Source organism: Flavobacterium sp. CR10 (genome assembly GCF_055814415.1).
This window is the reverse complement of the sequence record NZ_CP185985.1, coordinates 3,730,405-3,750,460: the sequence shown is the minus strand read 5'-3', so window position 1 is coordinate 3,750,460 and position 20,056 is coordinate 3,730,405. Positions and strand designations below refer to the sequence as shown.

Sequence of the window (20,056 nt, the reverse complement as noted above, 5' to 3'; positions counted from 1 at the left end):
CTTATATTTTATTATGTCAAACCATAAAATACTTACCATTGACAATCTGTCACTTCAAGAATTTGACTCAGAGGCAGAATTAATTCCATTGTTGACGCCAGAAGACGAGGAGGAAATGAACAATGAAGAACTTCCTGTTTCGCTTCCAATTTTACCTTTACGTAATACTGTATTGTTTCCAGGAGTTGTTATTCCGATTTCTGCAGGAAGAGATAAGTCTATCAAACTAATTAATGATGCTAACGCTGGCGGAAAAATTATTGGTGTTGTATCTCAAATTAATGAGGAAGACGAAGATCCGTCAAAAGATGATATTCATAAAGTAGGAACTGTAGCGCGTATTTTACGTGTGCTAAAAATGCCTGACGGAAACGTTACCGTTATTCTTCAAGGAAAAAAACGCTTCGAAATTGACGAAGTTGTTTCTGAAGAACCTTATATGACAGCAACTATTAAAGAAGTTGCCGAAGAGCGTCCAGACGAAAATGATACTGAGTTTACAGCGATTTTAGATTCAGTAAAAGAACTGGCAATTCAGATTATTAAAGAAAGTCCAAATATTCCTTCTGAAGCTACTTTTGCTATCAAAAACATTGAAAGCCAGTCGTTTTTGATAAACTTTGTTTCTTCAAACATGAATTTGTCTGTAAAAGAAAAACAAGGGCTTTTATCAATAAATGGATTAAAAGAACGCGCTTTAGAGACATTGCGTTATATGAATGTTGAACTTCAAAAATTAGAATTGAAGAATGATATTCAGTCAAAAGTTCGTTTTGATTTAGATCAGCAGCAAAGAGAATATTTCCTTCATCAGCAAATGAAAACCATTCAAGAAGAATTGGGTGGCGTTTCTCAGGAAGAGGAAATGGACGAAATGGGGCAGAAAGCGAAAACCAAAAAGTGGGACGAGAAAACGCAAAAACATTTCGAAAAAGAATTGTCTAAAATGCGTCGTATGAATCCACAATCGCCAGATTTTGGAATTCAGCGTAATTATTTAGAGTTATTTTTAGAATTGCCTTGGGGTGAATATTCTAAAGATAAGTTTGATTTAAAACATGCACAGAAAGTTTTAGATAAAGATCATTTTGGTCTTGATGAAGTAAAGAAAAGAATGATTGAGCATTTGGCAGTTTTAAAATTGCGAAATGACATGAAATCACCAATTATATGTTTAACAGGGCCTCCGGGAGTTGGTAAAACTTCTATTGGTCGTTCTGTGGCAGAAGCTTTAGGAAGAGAATATGTTCGTATCTCTTTAGGCGGTTTGCGTGATGAAGCAGAAATTCGCGGTCATAGAAAAACGTATATCGGAGCAATGCCAGGACGTATCATTCAGAGCTTGAAAAAGGCAGGAACATCTAATCCTGTATTTATTTTAGATGAGATTGATAAACTGTCAAACGGAAACAGCGGCGATCCATCTTCAGCTTTATTGGAAGTTTTAGATCCAGAGCAAAACAGTGCTTTTTATGATAATTTCCTTGAAATGGGATACGATTTGTCTAAAGTGATGTTTATTGCGACTTCAAATAACATGGCAGCGATTCAGCCAGCTTTGCGTGACAGAATGGAAGTAATCAAAATGTCAGGCTACACAATTGAAGAAAAAGTAGAAATTGCGAAAAGACATTTATTTCCAAAACAATTGGAAGCTCATGGTTTAACTGCAAAAGATTTAACTATTGGCAAAAAACAATTAGAAAAAATCATTGAAGGTTATACTAGAGAATCTGGCGTTCGTAACTTAGAAACTAAAATTGCTCAAGTTATCAGAAATGCAGCAAAATCTGTTGCAATGGAAGAGGAGTACAACAAAAAAGTTACAGATGAAGATATTGTAGCAATTTTAGGGGTGCCAAGATTAGAGCGTGATAAATACGAAAACAATGATGTTGCCGGTGTTGTAACAGGTTTAGCTTGGACAAGCGTTGGCGGAGATATCTTGTTTATTGAATCTTTAATTTCTGAAGGAAAAGGTTCATTGACGATTACAGGAAATCTTGGAAATGTAATGAAAGAATCTGCTACAATTGCATTAGAATATATTAAAGCAAATGCTAAGAAATTAGGTATTAGCACAGAATTATTCCAGAAATACAACATTCACTTGCACGTTCCAGAAGGAGCAACTCCAAAAGACGGACCAAGTGCTGGTATTGCAATGCTTACTTCATTGGTTTCGCTTTTGACTCAGAAAAAAGTGAAGAAAAGCCTAGCTATGACAGGAGAAATCACTCTTCGCGGAAAAGTGCTTCCAGTTGGCGGAATCAAAGAGAAAATCTTAGCTGCTAAAAGAGCTGGAATTAAAGAAATCATTCTTTGCCACGAAAACAAAAGCGATATTGATGAAATAAAAGCGGAGTACTTAGAAGGTCTTTCTTTTCATTATGTAAAAGAAATGAGTGAAGTTCTAGCAATCGCTTTGACTGATCAAAAAGTTAAAAATGCTAAAGAATTAAAGTAAATTTTAAAAACTTTAAATTGTCAAATTCCAAATTCCAATTTTCTCATTGGGATTTGGAATTTTTTTATTTGACTTTATTTTAAGAGGGATATAATTTTATATTTGCAGTTGCGTTATTCCCATATAGGTGCGCCAAAAACAAATGCTTAAAAAAGTTGTTTTATTTTCTGTGATCTTAATTTGTTCGTATTCTTTCGGACAAGTAGGAGGGCGCTACACCTATCAATTTTTAAATCTAACCACTTCACCAAGACAGGCCGCATTAGGAGGAGATATAATTACGATCTATGATGAAGATGTCAATCAAGCCATGTCAAATCCGGCACTTATAAATGCAGATATGGACAATCATTTAGCATTGAATTATGGAAGTTATTACGGCGAAGCTTCATACGGAACGGCATCGTACGCCTATACTTATGATAGGCATGTTCAGACTTTTTATGCTGGCGTTACGTATGTAAATTACGGTACATTTGAAGGTTATGACGAAAATGGTCAGGCAACTTCTAACTTTACAGGAAGCGAAGGTGCTTTGTCGCTTGGATATGCATACAATGTTCCTTTTACAGACTTTTATATAGGAGCAAGTGCTAAATTGATAACGTCATCTCTAGAAAGTTATAATTCGATTGGTGGCGCAGTTGATTTGGGGTTTCTATATGTAAATGAAATGAATGATTTGAATTTTGCTCTTGTGTTTAGAAATATGGGAACACAGTTTACGACGTATTCAGGGATTAAAGAAAATCTTCCGTTTGAAATTGTAGCTGGTATTTCGCAAGAATTAGAACATGTGCCCATTCGCTGGCATCTTTCTTTGGAAAATTTGCAGCAATGGAATATCTCTTTTTCGAATCCCAATCGCGGAGAAACCAACATTGACGGATCTACAAGTCCTGAGAAAGTTTCTTTTGTAAACAATGCTTTGAGGCACGTGGCTTTTGGAGTGGAGCTTTTTCCAAAAAAAGCATTCAATTTTCGTGTAGGATATAATTTTAGAAGAGGCGAAGAATTAAGAGTGGATGAACAGCGCAATTTTTCGGGTGTCTCATTAGGTTTTGGTTTAAGAATGAATAAGTTGAAATTTAATTATTCGTATTCTAGATATACATTGGCGGCCAATACAAGTCTTTTTGGCTTGACTTTGAATTTTCAATAATTGCATGAAACGGTTTTTATTGGGCTTTTTTTATTGCCAGATAATAAAGTTTTTGTTTTATGATTTATTCGTGATAAAACAAATAATTTAGATGCTTTATATAAAAATAAAGATGGCTACATTTGCATTAGTTTTGACTGTTTTTGACTTGAAGCAGTCTTTAATAGAATAAAAATTTAAAAACAAAAAATTGAAAAAAATTACCATTGCGATCGACGGATTTTCATCTACAGGAAAAAGTACTCTTGCAAAACAATTGGCAAAAGAACTAGAGTATGTTTATGTAGATACTGGAGCGATGTATCGGGCAGTAGCGTATTTTGCCATGCAACATAATTTGATTGGAGCAGATTTTTTTAAGAAAGAAGCTTTGATTGAAGCATTAGCCGATATTAAACTTGAATTTAGATATAATGCAGATTTGGGTTTTGCCGAAATGTATTTGAATGGTGAAAACGTGGAGAAGCAGATTAGAACTATCGAAGTTTCTAATTTTGTAAGTAAAGTAGCGGCAGTTTCAGAAGTTCGTGCTAAATTAGTAGAACAGCAGCAGGAAATGGGAAAAAATAAAGCCATCGTGATGGATGGTCGTGATATTGGAACCGTTGTTTTTCCAAATGCAGAACTTAAAATTTTCATGACAGCAAGCGCTGAAACTCGTGCGCAAAGACGTTTTGACGAGTTACAGGCAAAAGGAGACAATGTGTCTTATGAAGATGTTTTGAAAAATGTTATCGAAAGAGATGATATGGATACGCACCGTGCAGATTCTCCTTTGGTCATTGCTGATGATGCGATTGAGATTGATAATTCTTACTTAAGTAGAGAAGAACAATTTGCTGCAGTTCTTGAATTAGTGAATGATGTTGTTAAAACAGCATAATTTTTTGCAGATATTATTTTAAATGGTAGTTTTACCGCTTCATTTTTACTAAAGAACAATTTTAATTATATGGGGATTAAAAATAGATTGATTTTAATGAGCTTTCTTCAATTTTTTGTTTGGGGAGCCTGGCTTATAACAATTGGAAATTATTGGTTTGGCACAAAAAACTGGGAAGGAACTCAATTTGGACTAGTTTTCGGAACTATGGGAATCGCTTCTCTTTTTATGCCAACTCTAACAGGTATTATTGCCGACAGATGGGTAAATGCTGAAAAGCTTTACGGAATTCTTCATATTTTATACGCTGCAGTTTTATTTGGAATTGCGCAAGTTACTACACCAGATACTTTTATTATAGTTATGCTTTTGGCAATGTGCTGCTATATGCCAACAATTGCTTTAAGTAACTCTATATCTTATACTTCGCTTAAGTTAAACAATAAAAACATTGTAAAAGATTTTCCGCCAATTCGTGTTTGGGGTACAATTGGTTTTATTGTTGCCATGTGGATTACAAATTTGAGCGGAAGTAAAGCAACTGAATATCAGTTTTATATTGCTGGAGCAGGCGCTTTAATTTTAGGTTTATACGCTTTTACATTGCCAAAATGTGAACCACAACGTTTAATTAAGGAAAATGCAACTTGGATTGAAACTTTTGGTTTAGAATCGTTTAAACTTTTTGCTAATTACAAAATGGCTTTGTTTTTTGTTTTTTCTATGTTTTTAGGAGGAGCGCTTCAATTAACAAATGCTTATGGAGATGTGTTTTTGGATGAATTTAAACATTTTCCTAAATATGCAGATTCATTTGTGATTAAATATTCGACTATTATTATGTCGATTTCTCAGGTTTCTGAGACGTTGTTTATTTTGGCAATTCCGTTTTTCTTGAGACGTTTCGGAATCAAACAAGTTATGCTGATCAGTATGTTGGCTTGGGTTTTACGTTTCGGATTATTTGCTTTTGGAGATCCTGTAAATGGTTTATGGATGATTATACTTTCTTGTATCGTTTACGGAATGGCATTTGATTTCTTCAATATTTCAGGTTCTTTATTCGTAGAAAGCAATACAGATTCTAAAATTCGTTCTTCAGCACAAGGTTTATTTATGATGATGACCAATGGAGTAGGAGCGGTTTTAGGAAGTTTGACTTCTGGTTGGGCAATTGATCGTTTCTTTACAGAATCGTTTGCTAATACTACAGAATTAGCAGGATTTTTACAAACAGATGCTACTAATGAAAAGATGGTAGAATTTGTAAAAAGTCAAGGAAACTCTATTTCTGCAGACGGAATTTTTACAAATCCAGTTTTAATGAAAGACTGGCACACAATCTGGCTTTCGTTTGCACTTTATGCTTTGGTGATTGCAATTGCTTTTGCTGTTTTGTTTAAACACAAACATGATCCAAAAGAGATTGAGAATTTGAGTCATTAGTATTAGAAATAATCTTTGTTGAATTTTAAAACTACAACAAAGATAGTTGCACATAGTAAGCCCGACAGGTTTTTAAACCTGTCGGGTTTCGTTTTTAAGGTTCTTATGAAAACGAGACTTTCTAATCTAGCCCCGATAGAAGTGGAAATCCTTTTGTGCCGGTGTTTGGCACAAAAGATTGCAACGGATAGCGGGACTAAGCGTCTTTTGAAACCCCAAATCTTCTGCTTCTTAATAATCAACTGATAATCAATCAGAAAATATTTTGTAAATCCAAATATTTGTAGTAATTTTGCAAACCTTTTGGCAGAGAAGAGTTTCCTTTAGGTATCAACCATTTATGTAAAACAACTTCTGTATTTTCTATCGCATAGAGAAACTCGAGAAAAACAGAATACAAATTTTTTTATCAGCATGTCTGAACAAACAAAATCACAAGAAGAGTTTTTAGCAAATTTTAACTGGCACAACTTCCAAGAAGGAATCGATGCAGTAGATGAAAAAAACTTACAAGAGTTTGAAGAACTAGTATCAAAAACTTTCATCGCTACAGATCAAGAAGAAGTAGTTGAAGGAGTTGTAGTTAGAATTACAGATAGAGACGTTATCGTTGATATCAATGCTAAATCTGAAGGTGTTATTTCTTTAAACGAATTTCGTTACAACCCAAACTTAAAAGTAGGTGACAAAGTAGAAGTATTAATCGACATCCGTGAGGATAAAACAGGTCAATTAGTATTATCTCACAGAAAAGCACGTACTATCAAATCTTGGGATAGAGTTATTGCAGCTAATGAAACTGGAGAAATCGTTAACGGTTTTGTTAAATGTAGAACTAAAGGAGGTATGATTGTTGACGTATTCGGAATCGAAGCGTTCTTACCTGGATCTCAAATTGACGTTAAGCCAATTAGAGACTACGATGTATATGTAAACAAAATGATGGAATTCAAAGTGGTAAAAATCAACCACGAATTCAAAAACGTAGTTGTATCTCATAAAGCGCTTATCGAGGCTGACATTGAAGTACAGAAAAAAGAAATCATCGGTCAATTACAAAAAGGACAAGTATTAGAAGGTGTTGTTAAAAACATTACTTCTTATGGTGTGTTCATTGACTTAGGTGGTGTTGACGGATTAATTCACATTACTGACCTTTCTTGGAGTAGAATCAACCACCCAAGTGAAGTTCTTGAATTAGACCAAAAATTAAACGTTGTAATCCTTGATTTCGATGATGAGAAAACAAGAATTCAATTAGGATTGAAACAATTAAACGCTCACCCATGGGATGCTTTAGATGCTAACTTAACTGTTGGTGACAAAGTTAAAGGTAAAGTAGTTGTAATCGCTGATTATGGTGCTTTCATCGAAGTTGCTGAAGGTGTTGAAGGTTTAATCCACGTTTCTGAAATGTCATGGTCAACTCACTTACGTTCTGCTCAGGACTTCGTGAAAGTTGGAGATGTTGTTGAAGCAGTTATCTTAACTCTTGACAGAGAAGATCGTAAGATGTCATTAGGTATCAAACAATTGACTCAAGATCCATGGACTGACATTACTTCTAAATACCCAGTAGGTTCTAAACATACAGGTATCGTTAGAAACTTTACAAACTTTGGTATTTTCGTAGAATTAGAAGAAGGAATTGATGGATTAATCTACATTTCTGACTTATCTTGGACTAAGAAAATTAAACACCCATCTGAGTTTGTAAACGTTGGTGAAAAACTTGATGTTGTAGTATTAGAATTAGATGTTGAAGGACGTAAATTATCTTTAGGTCACAAACAAACTACTGCTAATCCTTGGGATCAATACGAAGATTCTTTCGCTGTAGGAACTATCCACAACGGTGAGATTTCTGAAATCGTTGACAAAGGAGCTACTGTAGAATTCGGAGATGATATCGTTGCTTTCATTCCTACTCGTCACCTTGAAAAAGAAGACGGAAAGAAATTGAAAAAAGGTGATACTGCTGATTTCAAAGTAATCGAGTTCAACAAAGAATTCAAAAGAGTAGTTGCTTCTCACACTGCTATCTTCAGAGAAGAAGAAGAGAAAAACGTGAAAGCTGCTGCTGAAACTACTGCATCTGCATCTACAAACGCACCAGCTGCTACTTTAGGTGATAACAATGATGTATTAGCTGCTTTAAAAGCTAAAATGGAAAAAACTGAGAAAAAATAATTCTTAGTTTCATCTAAATAGAAAGTCCCGCAGAAATGCGGGACTTTTTTTGTTTTCTTTTTTTTTGTTTTGTTTGAAAATTTAATAATAAAAATTGTGTTATTGTAGTAAAAAGTTATTTTTGTTTTAAAATTTCTTGATATGAAAAAACTCTACTTTTTATTCCTTGTTTTATTCTTGTACAATAATATAAGTGCTCAAAGTATTACTTTTGGAAGCCCTGCTTTTAAAAACCGTTTATTAGCTGCTGATACACAAAATGGTTATGCCAAGGATAAAAACGGTAATAATATTAAAATTGATAGTAACGGAAATAAAGAAATTGAAATTTCTGAAGCATTAGAAGTTTATTATCTGGATGCTAGTGGTAATAATACTGATCCACAATTTTATAATATATATGGTATTGAATATTTTACAAATCTTAGATCTTTAAATTATAGTTCCAATAGAGTTTCAGGGGCGGATTTAAGGACATTAATTTATTTAGAAGATTTAGATTGTAGTTATAACACTGATTTTCCTGTTGGAATTAATCTTGAAGGACTAAATTTAAAGAAACTTAACGCATCAGGTACAGGTTTAATGAAGCCTTTTTTGACGGCAACTGATGGAAATGTTGGGCTTTCTCAGTTTCCAAATTTAGAAACTCTAATCTGTAACAGTACAGTTCTTACATCTATAAATTTATCAGGTTTAAAAAAACTTAAAACCTTAGATATTGGCAGTAACTTGCTAACAAACTTAAATTTGAGTGAATTAAGTAGCTTAGAAAATTTATATTGTTCTTTTAATTCATTAACTGAATTAGATTTATCGGCTTGTAAAAATCTAGTTAATGTAATTGCTTATAAAAATAAATTTGCTAGTCTATCAATCAAAGACATGCCAAAATTAGAAAATCTTGAATTGCATCAAAATTCTCTTCTAAAACTAGCAAACTTTGAAAACCTTCCAGCTTTAGGGAAGTTAACTGTATATGATTGTGCTTTAACATCATTAAGTCTTTCAGACCTAAGTTCATTAAAACAATTAAATTGTAGCAACAATAAACTAGTAAGTTTAAATTTAGAAAAATGCCCAAATTTAAAAAATGTAACTTGTAATTTCAACACCTTATTAACTACACTTAATATTTCAGCATTAGAAAATTTAGAGACATTAAATTGTTCTAATACTTCTTTAACAGCTTTAGATTTAAAAAATAACTTGAATTTAGAGATTCTTACAGCTTCACAGACTAAAGTTGAGTTTTTAGATTTATCACCATTGAAAAAACTACTTGATGTAAGTCTAACAGGAAGTAATTCATTACTTTACTTATTGTTAAAGAATGGGAGAACATATAAAAATTATTTCTTAAACGCCCCAAAACTTAAGTATTTATGTGTAGATGATGAAAACATTGAGTATTATAAACAGGTATTGACCCAGAGTGGAATCGATAATTGTGAGATCAATACTTATTGTAGTTTTGTTTCGGGTAAAGAACATTATATTATTAAAGGGATTAATAAATATAATGTTGATAATAAAGGATGTACAGCAAATAATTCATTATTTTCAAATATTAAATATACTGTTGCGAACGGAAGCAATATTGGTGATTTTTATTCGACCAAAGATGGCTCTTATTCTATAGCTGTACAAGAAGGAACACTAACTATTACACCTAATATTGAGAATCCTGAATATTTTGTTGTTTCTCCTTCTTTTGTAAATGTTACTTTTCCTGCTCAAAGTAGCCCTTTTATACAAGATTTTTGTATTTCTTCAAATGGGAATCAACCTGATTTAGAAGTGGTTTTAATTCCTATAGATGTTGCACGTCCAGGTTTTGATTCAAAATATAAAATAGTATATAGAAATAAAGGAAATATTACTCAAGCAGGTGTTGTTAATTTTACTTTTAATAATGATATTTTGGATTTAATAGCTTCCAATCCATTAGCAGAGAGCAAAACATATAATAAATTATCTTGGAATTTTACCGATTTGACTCCATTTGCAACTAAAGAAATTATTTTAACCCTCAAAGTTAATAGGCCAACAGACACACCGGCAGTTAATAATGGCGATGTGCTAAAATATACAGTAGCTATTACTTCGCAGAATAATGATAAAACTCCTTTGGATAACAATTTTACTTTGAATCAAACAGTTGTAGGTTCTTATGATCCAAACGATAAGACTTGCTTGGAGGGTTCCATTGTCACTCCAGACCTAATAGGAGATTATGTTCATTATATGATTCGCTTTGAAAACACAGGCACATATCCAGCGCAAAATATTGTAGTGAAGGATATTATTGATTTGAGTAAGTTTGATATTTCAACTTTGATTCCAACAAGTTCTAGTCATGCTTTTGTGACTAAAATTTCAGATGGAAATAAAGTAGAGTTTATATTTGAAAATATTAATTTGCCTTTTGATAACGCTAGTAATGATGGGTATATTGCTTTTAAAATAAAGACAAAACCTACATTGACAGTAGGAGATTCATTTACTAATGATGCGAATATTTATTTTGATTATAATTTTCCGATTTTAACTAATAAGGCAACTTCAACTTTTAAAACTACTTTGACAACTAAAGATTTTGATTTTTCTAAATACTTTGTTTTGCATCCAAATCCAAGTAGTCAAATTTTAAATATTTCAAAAACTGACAATATAGATATAGAGTCATTTGAAATTTATGATGTTTTAGGTCAATTACTAATCGCTGTTCCAAACGCAAAAGCAACTTCAAATATTGATATTTCTAAACTTAGAACGGGTAATTACTTTATAAGAGTAAAATCAGATAAAGGAAGTTCCAATATGAAATTTATCAAGAATTAAACAGAAAGCCCACAAATATGTGGGCTTTCTGTTTGTAACGTCTTGATTCAAGTTATATTTCTATATTGTCGAGAGGGAGTTGAGAACCTTTTTGGAAACGATATTTATTGAATTAGTTTGAAGCTAACAATTTTGATTCTTCTGCACTAAATTCATCCACTATTGAATAGGTTTCAATATTGGCAACCTTCATCAGATCGAGTATGTTTACTAAATTACCGTAGTTTGATTTTTTACTTGGCTTTATTATTACAATTACACCATTCATTGGTTTTCCTACTGAAATCATATAATCATGAACTTCTTTCTTTTTACGGAATACTTCTTGGTTAATTTCATTTTTCCCAGATTTAAATTCCTTTGGCGTTTCCTTGGGAAATTCTAATATTCCAGAATAAGTTATTATTTTATCGTTTTCGTCTAATAATATGGTATAGACCCTATCAGCTTTGATACATGCATGACTCCATCTGCATAGATCTTTTTCAGGTAAAGCAAGATCCATTGCTTTTGATTTCGATAATTCCCCAACAACCATAAAAAAGATAATCAACAAAAATGAAACACTAACCATGGCCGTCAAATCCACTCTTGAATTTAACTTTCTGCTTCTGACTTTTTGAGGTAGATTTTTCATAGGCTTTTTGATTTAGAATTGTGACACAATTGAATTAGTGTGAGGCCAATAATTTTGATTCTTCTTGAGTAAAATCATTTACTATTGAATAGTTTTCAATATTGGCAATTTTCATTTCATCTACGATATTTACTAAGCTTCCATAGTTTGAATTTTTACTAGGTTTTATAATAACAATTACTTCACTCTTTGGTTTTCCTTCGGAGGTCATATAGTTATGAACTTCTTCCTTTTTACGGAAGATTTCTTGTCTAATCTCATTTTTTTCAAAATTAAACTCTTTTGGTTTGTCGATTGGAAACTCTAGCTGACCTGAATAAGTTATTATTTTACCATTTTTATCTAACAATATTGTATATAATCGATCAGTTTTGACACATCCAATATTTTCTAAATAGACATAGTTTTCTGGGAAAGAAAGATTCATTGTTTCAGGCTTTAATAATTTCTTAGCAGCCATAAAAAATACAATCAGTAAAAAACAAACACTGACCATTGCGGTTAAATCTACTCTTGAACTTAACTTTCTGCTTCTGATTTTTTGAGAAAAATTTTTCATGATTAGTAAGTTTTGTTTTTAAATTTAATAATAAAATCGATACAAAAATTAGGAGTTTTTATATTTTTTAGAAAAAATTTTAGAATACTTTAATGTCTTGTTTTACGGGAGGCTTAGGAGAAAATCAGATTTTTTTGACTTAAAATAATTTTCAAATTAAAACCAAAACAATTTTATCTGCGTAAATGAGCTTATAACTTAAAATCATTTAAATATGAAAACTAGAAAATTTTTAGCCCTTGCAGTTTTAGCTTTAGGATTTGCATTTACATCAAATGCACAAAAATCAGTAATGGTTGGTGGTGCAGCTATGTATCCAAACAAAAATATTATTGAAAACGCTGTAAATTCAAAAGATCATACAACATTGGTTGCAGCTGTTAAAGCCGCCGATTTAGTTGAGACTTTAAAAGGAAAAGGCCCTTTTACCGTTTTTGCTCCAACAAATGAAGCCTTTGATAAATTGCCAAAAGGAACCGTAGAAACATTGTTAAAACCAGAGAATAAAAAGCAACTTCAAAACATTTTGACTTATCATGTTGCTGCTGGAAAATGGAATGCTTCTGATATTGCAAAAGCAATAAAAGAAGGTAAAGGAAAAGCAACTATAAAAGCGGTAAATGGCGGAACCCTAACAGCTTGGATGAAAGGAAAAGACTTATACATTACGGATGAAAATGGTAATAAAGCAAAAGTTACTATCGCAGATGTAAATCAATCAAATGGAGTAATTCATGTTGTTGATGCAGTACTGCTTCCTAAAAAATAATAGGTTCAAATTCCAACTTAAAAATTCCAAATTCCAAGCATATTGGGATTTGGAATTTTGAATTTAGGACATTTTCAAATTATTTTTTAGCAGTCAAAGTACTTCCTGCTGAAGCGATTACAACACAAATTACGGCTAGAATTTCATAAAGATTCAAACTTTCGTTAAGAAAAATAAAAGCACAGATGGAAGCGGCTGCCGGTTCTAAACTCATTAAAATGCTAAAAGTACGAGGAGGAAGTTTTCCTAAAGCTTTCATTTCTAAGGTAAACGGAATTGCACTCGATAATAAAGCAAGAGCAACGCCCATTCCGAATAATTTTGGCGTAAGATTGCTTAATCCGCTGTCTAGAAATCCAAATGGCAGAACCAAAAGAGCGGCAAATAACATTCCTGTTGTCACCGCGTAACCGTCATTCATTATTCTTGATACTTTGCCTCCTAAAACAATATAAGCGCTCCAAAATGCTCCTGCCAAAAGAGCGCATATAATTCCGATTGGATCTAAACGATCATTTGTCCAAGGTGCAATTAATAAAATACCAATTGCAGCAAGCAATACCCAACAATAATCTACCAAACGTTTTGAACCAGCAATTGCAAGTAATAGAGGTCCAACGAATTCTAAAGTTACCGCTAAACCAATTGGAATTCTTTCTATCGCGATGTAAAAAATTAAATTCATCGCGCCTAGTGACAAACCATACGGAATTACAATTTTCCACTGTTGCGGAGTTATTGCTTTTAGATTTGGTCTGTATGCCAATAATAAAATTAATGCCGAAACGCCAATGCGTATAGATGCCGTACCAGCTGCGCCAATTGTAGGAAAAAGTGTTTTTGCAATTGCGGCGCCACATTGCACACTAATAATCGCTAATAATACTGCTGGAACAGGAGGGAGACTTATTTCTCTGTTTTTCATAAAAAGGGTGACAGAAAATAAAGGTTTATTTCTGTCGGGTATATAAAATGTATTCTAAATTAATTGCCTAATGCTTTTTTGGTAACATAGGCGCGGTAACCAATAATTGCCATTTGCCATTTCTTTGCTTTAGAAATATCTAGACCTTGTTTGGTAAAGCTTGGCAAAAGTAGTTTATTTAGTTTGGCTAATAATTTATACATAGTAGATTTGTTTCGTCAAAGATATAAAAAAAAGACTTTGTGTTTGAAGCAAAGTCTTTTGGCGATAAAATGAAAAAAGTATTTAAATTTTGAGAATCAGGTTCTCATGTCCATCTGTTTCACGATTTATAGCATTTTTTGGAGCTTCCATCCAGCCAGTTTTGTTGATGACAAATTTAAAAAGATGTGTTTTGTCTTTTCCAAGTTGTGATTTAGGAATTGACAATTCAAAGGTATTTTTGTTTTTCTGAATCATTTGAAAATTGCTGTCATTTGGATTCCATTTGTCAAACGAACCTGCAATTGAAACACTTTTTACTAGATTAGGGTCTAGGTTTTTATCATGTTCGTACACAAATACGATATTGTCATTAACGATTTTGTAGCCATAGATACCGGTTTGTTTTTTATTCTCACTCAATAACTCATTTGAAAGTCTAATAATAGCTTCTCCTAATGCATTTGCGGTATTTTCGTCACTAATATTTACAATAATAGAAATGCCTAATTGGCGTTCGGGATAAATAACCAGCATGTTTTGAGTTCCAAATGCGCCGCCATGTTTCCAGCAGTTTTTTCCGTTTTCATCTACTTGAATATAATCCCAAAAATAACCATTCCATATTGTTGGGCTGTTTAAAAGATTTCGCTGCGATTCTTGTACAATTTTATTCTTTGTATTTAACTCATAAGCAATAAATTTGGTTAAATCACCTAAAGTAGATTTTAGCATTCCTGCAGCTCCCCAAAGATTATCTGAAATGTTTGGCATCAAAACTCCTTTCTGATTGTATCCGTTTGCAATTATATTTGAATTCAAATTGATACCGCTTGATTTCATATCTAATTTTGAAAAAATGTTCTCTTTCAAAAGCGTTTCATAACTTTTCTGATAAACATTTTCTAGAATATGCGCTGTCAAATTAAGGCTTCCGTTGCTATATTTAAATTTAGTTCCAGGTAAAGTGTCTAATTTTATGGTTCTAAGATCTTCAAAGAATTTTTCACGAATATAATCTTCATCCATTTTTTTGAAAGCGAGATAACTGCTATCATTTCGATTTTTTCGTAATTCAGAATTATCAGGAAGATCTTTATTGAATCCTGTTCTAAACGAAACTAAATCCTTAATTGCTATAGGTGTTCCGTTGTATTCTAAATTCGGATAAGAGCCTGTAATATATTTTCTGATATCCTCATCCAGATTTAATTTTCCTTCTAAAACTGCTTGTGCAGTAAGTAATCCTGTAAAAAGTTTGGTTATAGACGCAACTTCAAAAACAGTATTGTTGTTGGCAATGTTTTCCTTTCCTTTATCAATTTCTCCGTAATGTCTGGTATACGTTTTTCCCTTTTTTACAACACCAATCGAAATTGAGTTTCCTTTTGATTTTTCTGAAAGAATAGACGCTGTTTTGTCCATTGCAATAAAAATATCTTTTTCTGTTGCATTTTTCTGAGCCCCAATTGAAAAACTAATGCACAGAAATAAAATTGAAATATATTTTTTCATTTGTGTGTTTTTAGGTTTTAATTAATGTTTAAAAAGAAAAACCAGTGTCTAAGCACTGGTTTTTCTTTTTACAATTGACATGACTATGCTTTTTTGTTTTGTTTTTCCATTTCCTTCATGTCTTTTTCATGTTGCTTCATATCCTTTTCATGCTGTTTCATATCTTTAGCATGTTGCTTCATGTCTTTAGCATGCTGTTTCATATCAAGCTCATACTGTTTCATATCTTGTTCGTATTGCTTCATACTGTTTTCATAGTCTTTAGAATCATCTCCAAAGTTAAACTTAAAGTCATAGCTGAACTTTTCCATTTGCGTATTGAATTTTTCCATTGCAAGCTCATATTTAGCCATTTCTTTCTCATAAATAGCTTCTCTTTGAGACATAATAGTTTCAATTTGTTTCTCATACGCATCCATCTGAGGTTCCCATGCTTCCATTTGTTTTTCAAAAGCTTCCATGTCTTTTTCAAATTTAGCCATAGCCACTTTATCTTTTGGGTTTTTAGGAGCAACTGGAGGTTTAGGCATTTTTGACATATCAACTGCAGGAGCAGGAGGCAGTGGTCCTGAAGGAAATGCTGGTGGCGTTGGCGGTGTTGGAGGAGCGATATCTCCATTACGAACAATAACTCTTTCGTTTCTAATTATTACAGGGACTTTAAAGTTTTTGTCTGTGTTAATGTTAATCGATTTTGCTCCATTTTCATCTGTTCCAATGGCCAGTTCGCAATCTTTTATTGCTTCGTCTCCCTCAATTTTGATGGTTTGTTTTTTGCCAGAGTCCGATTTTACTTTGATCTGAATCGCAGTCAACTCTTCTTTAGTATTTCTTTTTACATCTGAAATCTCAACGTCAAGATTATGATTTGCTTTTAACTTTCCAGGAAGTTCGTTTAATTCCTTGTCAGTTGTATTTTTTGTTATTTTGATTGTTTCATCAGAATCTTTGATGGTATCTCTTTGAACAGCAGTTTCATTTTGTTTCTTTTCTTGTGCAATAGTTCTTATTTGAAATAAAAGAACAAATGCACCAAGAGCAGGAATTACTGCCGAATATTTCCAGTAGTTTCTTTTCTTTGATTGATTTTTGTTTAACATGACAATTCGTTTTTTGATTAATGATTGATAAAAATGATTGGTGATTGCAACGCAAGTTTCATGCGTTGTGATTTTTAAAAGTGTGTATTGATAGGCTTTTTTGTCTGCAATTTTTTTAGAAGCTTCACTATCAGCGATAAATTCAAGATTTTGCAAAATTGCTTTTTTGTAAAGCCAAACAATTGGATTAAACCAAAAGAGGATGCAGAAAACCCTAGAAATCAAAACATCTACAGTGTGTTTTTGATCGCTGTGCACTTTTTCATGTTCTAGAATATTCTCTAATTCTGTAGCTGTATATAGTGATGAGTTATATACAATGTAATCGAAATAGGAGAAGGGAGCAATGTTTTCATCCACATCAATGAATTTAAAATCACTTTGCTGTTCAATTTTCTTTCCTTTTAAAACAGAGTTTAAGCTGTAAAAATCTAGAGCAAATTTGATCATAAAGGCCAAGAAACCAATTCCGTAAACTACAGCTAGAACTAAACTCCAATTGATTTCAAAATTTTTCTCCTCAACAACTGTAACCTTTGTTGGTTTGTACTGAGGTGTGTAAACAATGGCATCTTGATTTGAAACGAGAATGTTTTTTACAGCATTTTCCGTAGTTGTAATAATTGGAGCAGGAGCAATCGCGGGCGGTGCTTCAACCAAAACCACTTTGGTGTAAACTACAAAAGGCAGTACAACAGAAGTAATTAAACCAGCAATTAAAAACCAGCGGCTGCTGTTGAAAAAAGTCTCTTTGCGAAGTAAAAAAATGTAAGCAAAATAAAACATTGCTAGTAACCCGCTTGATTTTAGGATAAAAATGAAAAGTGCTTCCATACTATTTTGATTATTTACCTTCTTTTGGATTTTCGATCATATCTAAGATTTCACGTAGTTCATCTGCCGAAATTTTTTCTTCTTTGGCAAAAAATGAAACCATACTTTTATAAGAACTATTGAAATAATTGTCAATAGCGGTGCTCATAAAGCCTTTTCTATAATCTTCAATGCTTACAGCCGGATAATACTGATGCGTATTTCCAAAAGCATTGTGCGCGACATAACCTTTCTCTTCCAGATTACGAACAATGGTAGACAAAGTATTGTAATGTGGCTGATCTTCTAAAATCTCTGCTTGGATTTCTTTTACAAAAGCCTTTTTCAGCTTCCATAAAATATGCATGATTTCTTCTTCTTTGTTGGTTAGTTTTTGCATTTTTTTCTATTTAAAAAAATATAAAACGATTTAGTTTTTAGTTTCAATTTCAATTACTCCATTTGCGGCTTTGCTTCCGTATTTTTCAGTTGCATTAGCTTCTGTAAAAATACTTACAGATTCGATATTGTCATTTGGAATACTTTTTACATCAAAACCAGCAGGCATTTCTTCTCCGTTTACAATTACAAGTGAAGAGTTTATTTTTACATTAGTTTTTGCGCCATTAGAAACAGCGACCGCTGTACTTGTGCCAGTCGTAATAACTTTAGTATTGTTGTCTTTGTTTATTATTACAGTAGTGCTAATATTTGTATTAGTATCACTGTTAGTTTTTGTACTAGTAATAGAATTAGTGTTAACATTGCTTTCTGTATTAGTAGTTATGGTTTTTCTTTCCGAATTTTTATTAGTTTTGCCGTCCATAGAAACTTTTTTGCTGACAGTGATTTTCTCATCAGAAGTTTGAATGCCAGCTTTTTTCTTTCCATTTTTGTCTGTTATGACAATTATCCCAAAATCTTTAATGGTTTTATCTCCTCCTGTTTGTATAGATTGAGATTTGTCACTTCCATTAATTATGTCAACTTTAATTGAAGTTAACTCGTTTTCTGAGTTTCTTTTGATTTGAGAAACTTCAAAGTTGATGTTGTGCAGTTTCTTTAACTTTTCTTTTATCTCTTTTAGTTCTGCATCTGTTGAATTTTTCAAGATTTTGTACACATCTACAGACTCAATTTCTGTTGAAACTACTTTTGCGTTTGGTTGTCTTTCTTTTGCAACTACTTCAATCTGAAATAATAATACAAATGCAACAAGAGCAGGAATTACAGCATAATACTTCCAGTAATTCCTTCTTTTCGATTGATTTTTGTTTAACATGACGATTCGTTTTTTGATTAATGATTGATAAAAATGATTGGTGATTGCAACACAATTTTCGTGTGTTGTTATTTTTAAAAGAGTGTACTGATATGCTTTTTTATCTTGAATTTTTTTTGCCGCTTCGCTATCGGCGATAAACTCAAGATTTTGCATTATGGCTTTTTTATAAAGCCAAACAATCGGATTGAACCAGAAAATAATGCTGAATATTCTTGAAACTAGCACATCTAACGTGTGATTTTGATCGCTGTGTACTTTTTCATGTTCAAGAATGCTCTCTAATTCTGAAGGCGTGTAAAGTGATGAGTTGTACACGATATATTCAAAATAGGAGAAAGGAGCAATGTTTTCGTTTATATCTATAAATTTGAAATCTGCTTGCTGTTTGACTTTTTTTCCTTTAATAATCGAATTTAAACTGTAAAAGTCGATTCCCAGTCTTATAAGAAAGATCAAAAGTCCAATGGCGTAAAGGCCAAAAACAATATAATTCCAATTAAGATCTATTGATTTTTCTTGAGAAGTATTTAAAACTACAGTTTGAATGTTTGAGTTAAAGTTTGGAGAAGCATTAATCCATATCACCTTTGTGTAAATCAATAGCGGTAAAATTATAGAGGTCATTAAACCTGACAAAAGAAACCATCTGTTGCTGTTAAAGAACGTTTCTTTGCGCAATAAGAAAAAATAAGCGCAATAAAACAAAAGCATTAAACCACTTGATTTGATAATGTAGATGAAAAGTGCTTCCATAATCTGAATTATTTATCTTCTTTTTTATTTTCGATCATCGATAAAATTTCACGCAATTCGTCTGCCGAAATTTTTTCTTCTTTAGCAAAAAAGGAAACCATGCTTTTATAAGAACTATTAAAGTAATTATCGATTGCGGTTTTCATAAATCCTTTTCTGTAATCTTCAATCGGCACAATTGGAAAGTACTGATGTGTGTTTCCAAAAGCATTGTGGCCAACATATCCCTTTTCTTCCAGATTACGCACAATAGTAGATAATGTGTTGTAATGTGGCTGATCTTCTGTGATTTCAGCTTGAATTTCTTTTACAAAAGCTTTTTTCAGCTTCCATAAAATCATCATAATTTCTTCTTCTTTGTTTGTTAACTTCTGCATCTTCTCTAATTTTAATTCAAACCTACAACTATTTTTTTAGTTACACAACTATAAAAATAGTTATTTAACTAAAAATTAAGTTTGATTTCGGTTTTGGACGCAGAAAAGCTATTCAAATTTAATGGTAATA

Annotated in this window: 16 protein-coding genes; 7 read left to right on the top strand and 9 right to left on the bottom strand. The window is 32.3% G+C overall.

The features are described from left to right. Positions 1-13 precede the first annotated feature (13 nt). The 6 genes from lon (at position 14) to ACNRYB_RS16425 (ending at position 10,992) form a co-directional block, all read left to right on the top strand. Positions 14-2,467, top strand: a complete 2,454-nt coding sequence (lon, locus tag ACNRYB_RS16450) for an endopeptidase La (RefSeq protein ID WP_473727949.1) — start codon at positions 14-16, stop codon at positions 2,465-2,467. A gap of 142 nt (positions 2,468-2,609) precedes the next feature. Next, a complete protein-coding gene (gene porQ, locus ACNRYB_RS16445) occupies positions 2,610-3,629 on the top strand; it encodes a type IX secretion system protein PorQ (protein ID WP_473727948.1) in 1,020 nt (339 codons plus the stop codon). A gap of 190 nt (positions 3,630-3,819) precedes the next feature. After that, on the top strand, positions 3,820-4,512 hold the full coding sequence (cmk, locus tag ACNRYB_RS16440; protein WP_129747215.1) for a (d)CMP kinase: 693 nt from the start codon (positions 3,820-3,822) through the stop codon (positions 4,510-4,512). 69 nt (positions 4,513-4,581) lie between these two features. After that, the gene (locus tag ACNRYB_RS16435) at positions 4,582-5,958 is read left to right on the top strand and encodes a nucleoside permease (protein WP_129747214.1); all 1,377 of its coding nucleotides are present in this window, start codon (positions 4,582-4,584) and stop codon (positions 5,956-5,958) included. A 414-nt stretch (positions 5,959-6,372) separates the two neighbouring features. Further along, entirely contained in the window at positions 6,373-8,148 is a 1,776-nt protein-coding gene (gene rpsA / locus ACNRYB_RS16430; protein ID WP_012024823.1) for a 30S ribosomal protein S1, read from the top strand. 141 nt (positions 8,149-8,289) lie between these two features. Beyond that, positions 8,290-10,992, top strand: coding sequence for a DUF7619 domain-containing protein (locus tag ACNRYB_RS16425; protein ID WP_473727947.1), 2,703 nt, complete (start codon positions 8,290-8,292; stop codon positions 10,990-10,992). 112 nt (positions 10,993-11,104) lie between these two features. Here the strand turns inward: ACNRYB_RS16425 and ACNRYB_RS16420 are convergent, their stop codons facing one another. After that, the gene (locus tag ACNRYB_RS16420; protein ID WP_473727946.1) at positions 11,105-11,629 is read right to left on the bottom strand and encodes an ExbD/TolR family protein; all 525 of its coding nucleotides are present in this window, start codon (positions 11,627-11,629) and stop codon (positions 11,105-11,107) included. A gap of 34 nt (positions 11,630-11,663) precedes the next feature. Further along, complete coding sequence (locus ACNRYB_RS16415; protein WP_129747211.1) at positions 11,664-12,188, bottom strand: ExbD/TolR family protein; 525 nt, start codon at positions 12,186-12,188, stop codon at positions 11,664-11,666. A 214-nt stretch (positions 12,189-12,402) separates the two neighbouring features. Between ACNRYB_RS16415 and ACNRYB_RS16410 the strand changes: the two genes are divergently transcribed. Beyond that, positions 12,403-12,957, top strand: a complete 555-nt coding sequence (locus tag ACNRYB_RS16410; protein ID WP_066034571.1) for a fasciclin domain-containing protein — start codon at positions 12,403-12,405, stop codon at positions 12,955-12,957. Positions 12,958-13,036: 79 nt separating this feature from the next. On the opposite strand, the gene ACNRYB_RS16405 is transcribed toward ACNRYB_RS16410, so the two are convergent. The 7 genes from ACNRYB_RS16405 to ACNRYB_RS16375 all read right to left on the bottom strand — a co-directional run bounded on the left by ACNRYB_RS16405 (position 13,037) and on the right by ACNRYB_RS16375 (position 19,926). Then, complete coding sequence (locus ACNRYB_RS16405; RefSeq protein ID WP_129747209.1) at positions 13,037-13,882, bottom strand: EamA family transporter; 846 nt, start codon at positions 13,880-13,882, stop codon at positions 13,037-13,039. Between the two features lie 59 nt (positions 13,883-13,941). Continuing rightward, a complete protein-coding gene (locus tag ACNRYB_RS16400) occupies positions 13,942-14,085 on the bottom strand; it encodes an SsrA-binding protein (protein WP_111368963.1) in 144 nt (47 codons plus the stop codon). Positions 14,086-14,167: 82 nt separating this feature from the next. After that, positions 14,168-15,598, bottom strand: coding sequence for a serine hydrolase (locus ACNRYB_RS16395; RefSeq protein WP_473727945.1), 1,431 nt, complete (start codon positions 15,596-15,598; stop codon positions 14,168-14,170). A gap of 83 nt (positions 15,599-15,681) precedes the next feature. Beyond that, positions 15,682-17,532, bottom strand: coding sequence for a M56 family metallopeptidase (locus tag ACNRYB_RS16390; protein ID WP_473727944.1), 1,851 nt, complete (start codon positions 17,530-17,532; stop codon positions 15,682-15,684). 10 nt (positions 17,533-17,542) lie between these two features. After that, complete coding sequence (locus tag ACNRYB_RS16385; RefSeq protein ID WP_008468912.1) at positions 17,543-17,911, bottom strand: BlaI/MecI/CopY family transcriptional regulator; 369 nt, start codon at positions 17,909-17,911, stop codon at positions 17,543-17,545. Positions 17,912-17,941: 30 nt separating this feature from the next. Beyond that, positions 17,942-19,549: a M56 family metallopeptidase gene (locus tag ACNRYB_RS16380; RefSeq protein ID WP_473727943.1), complete on the bottom strand. Its 1,608-nt coding sequence runs from the start codon at positions 19,547-19,549 to the stop codon at positions 17,942-17,944. 8 nt (positions 19,550-19,557) lie between these two features. Continuing rightward, entirely contained in the window at positions 19,558-19,926 is a 369-nt protein-coding gene (locus tag ACNRYB_RS16375) for a BlaI/MecI/CopY family transcriptional regulator (protein WP_066034576.1), read from the bottom strand. Positions 19,927-20,056 lie beyond the last annotated feature (130 nt).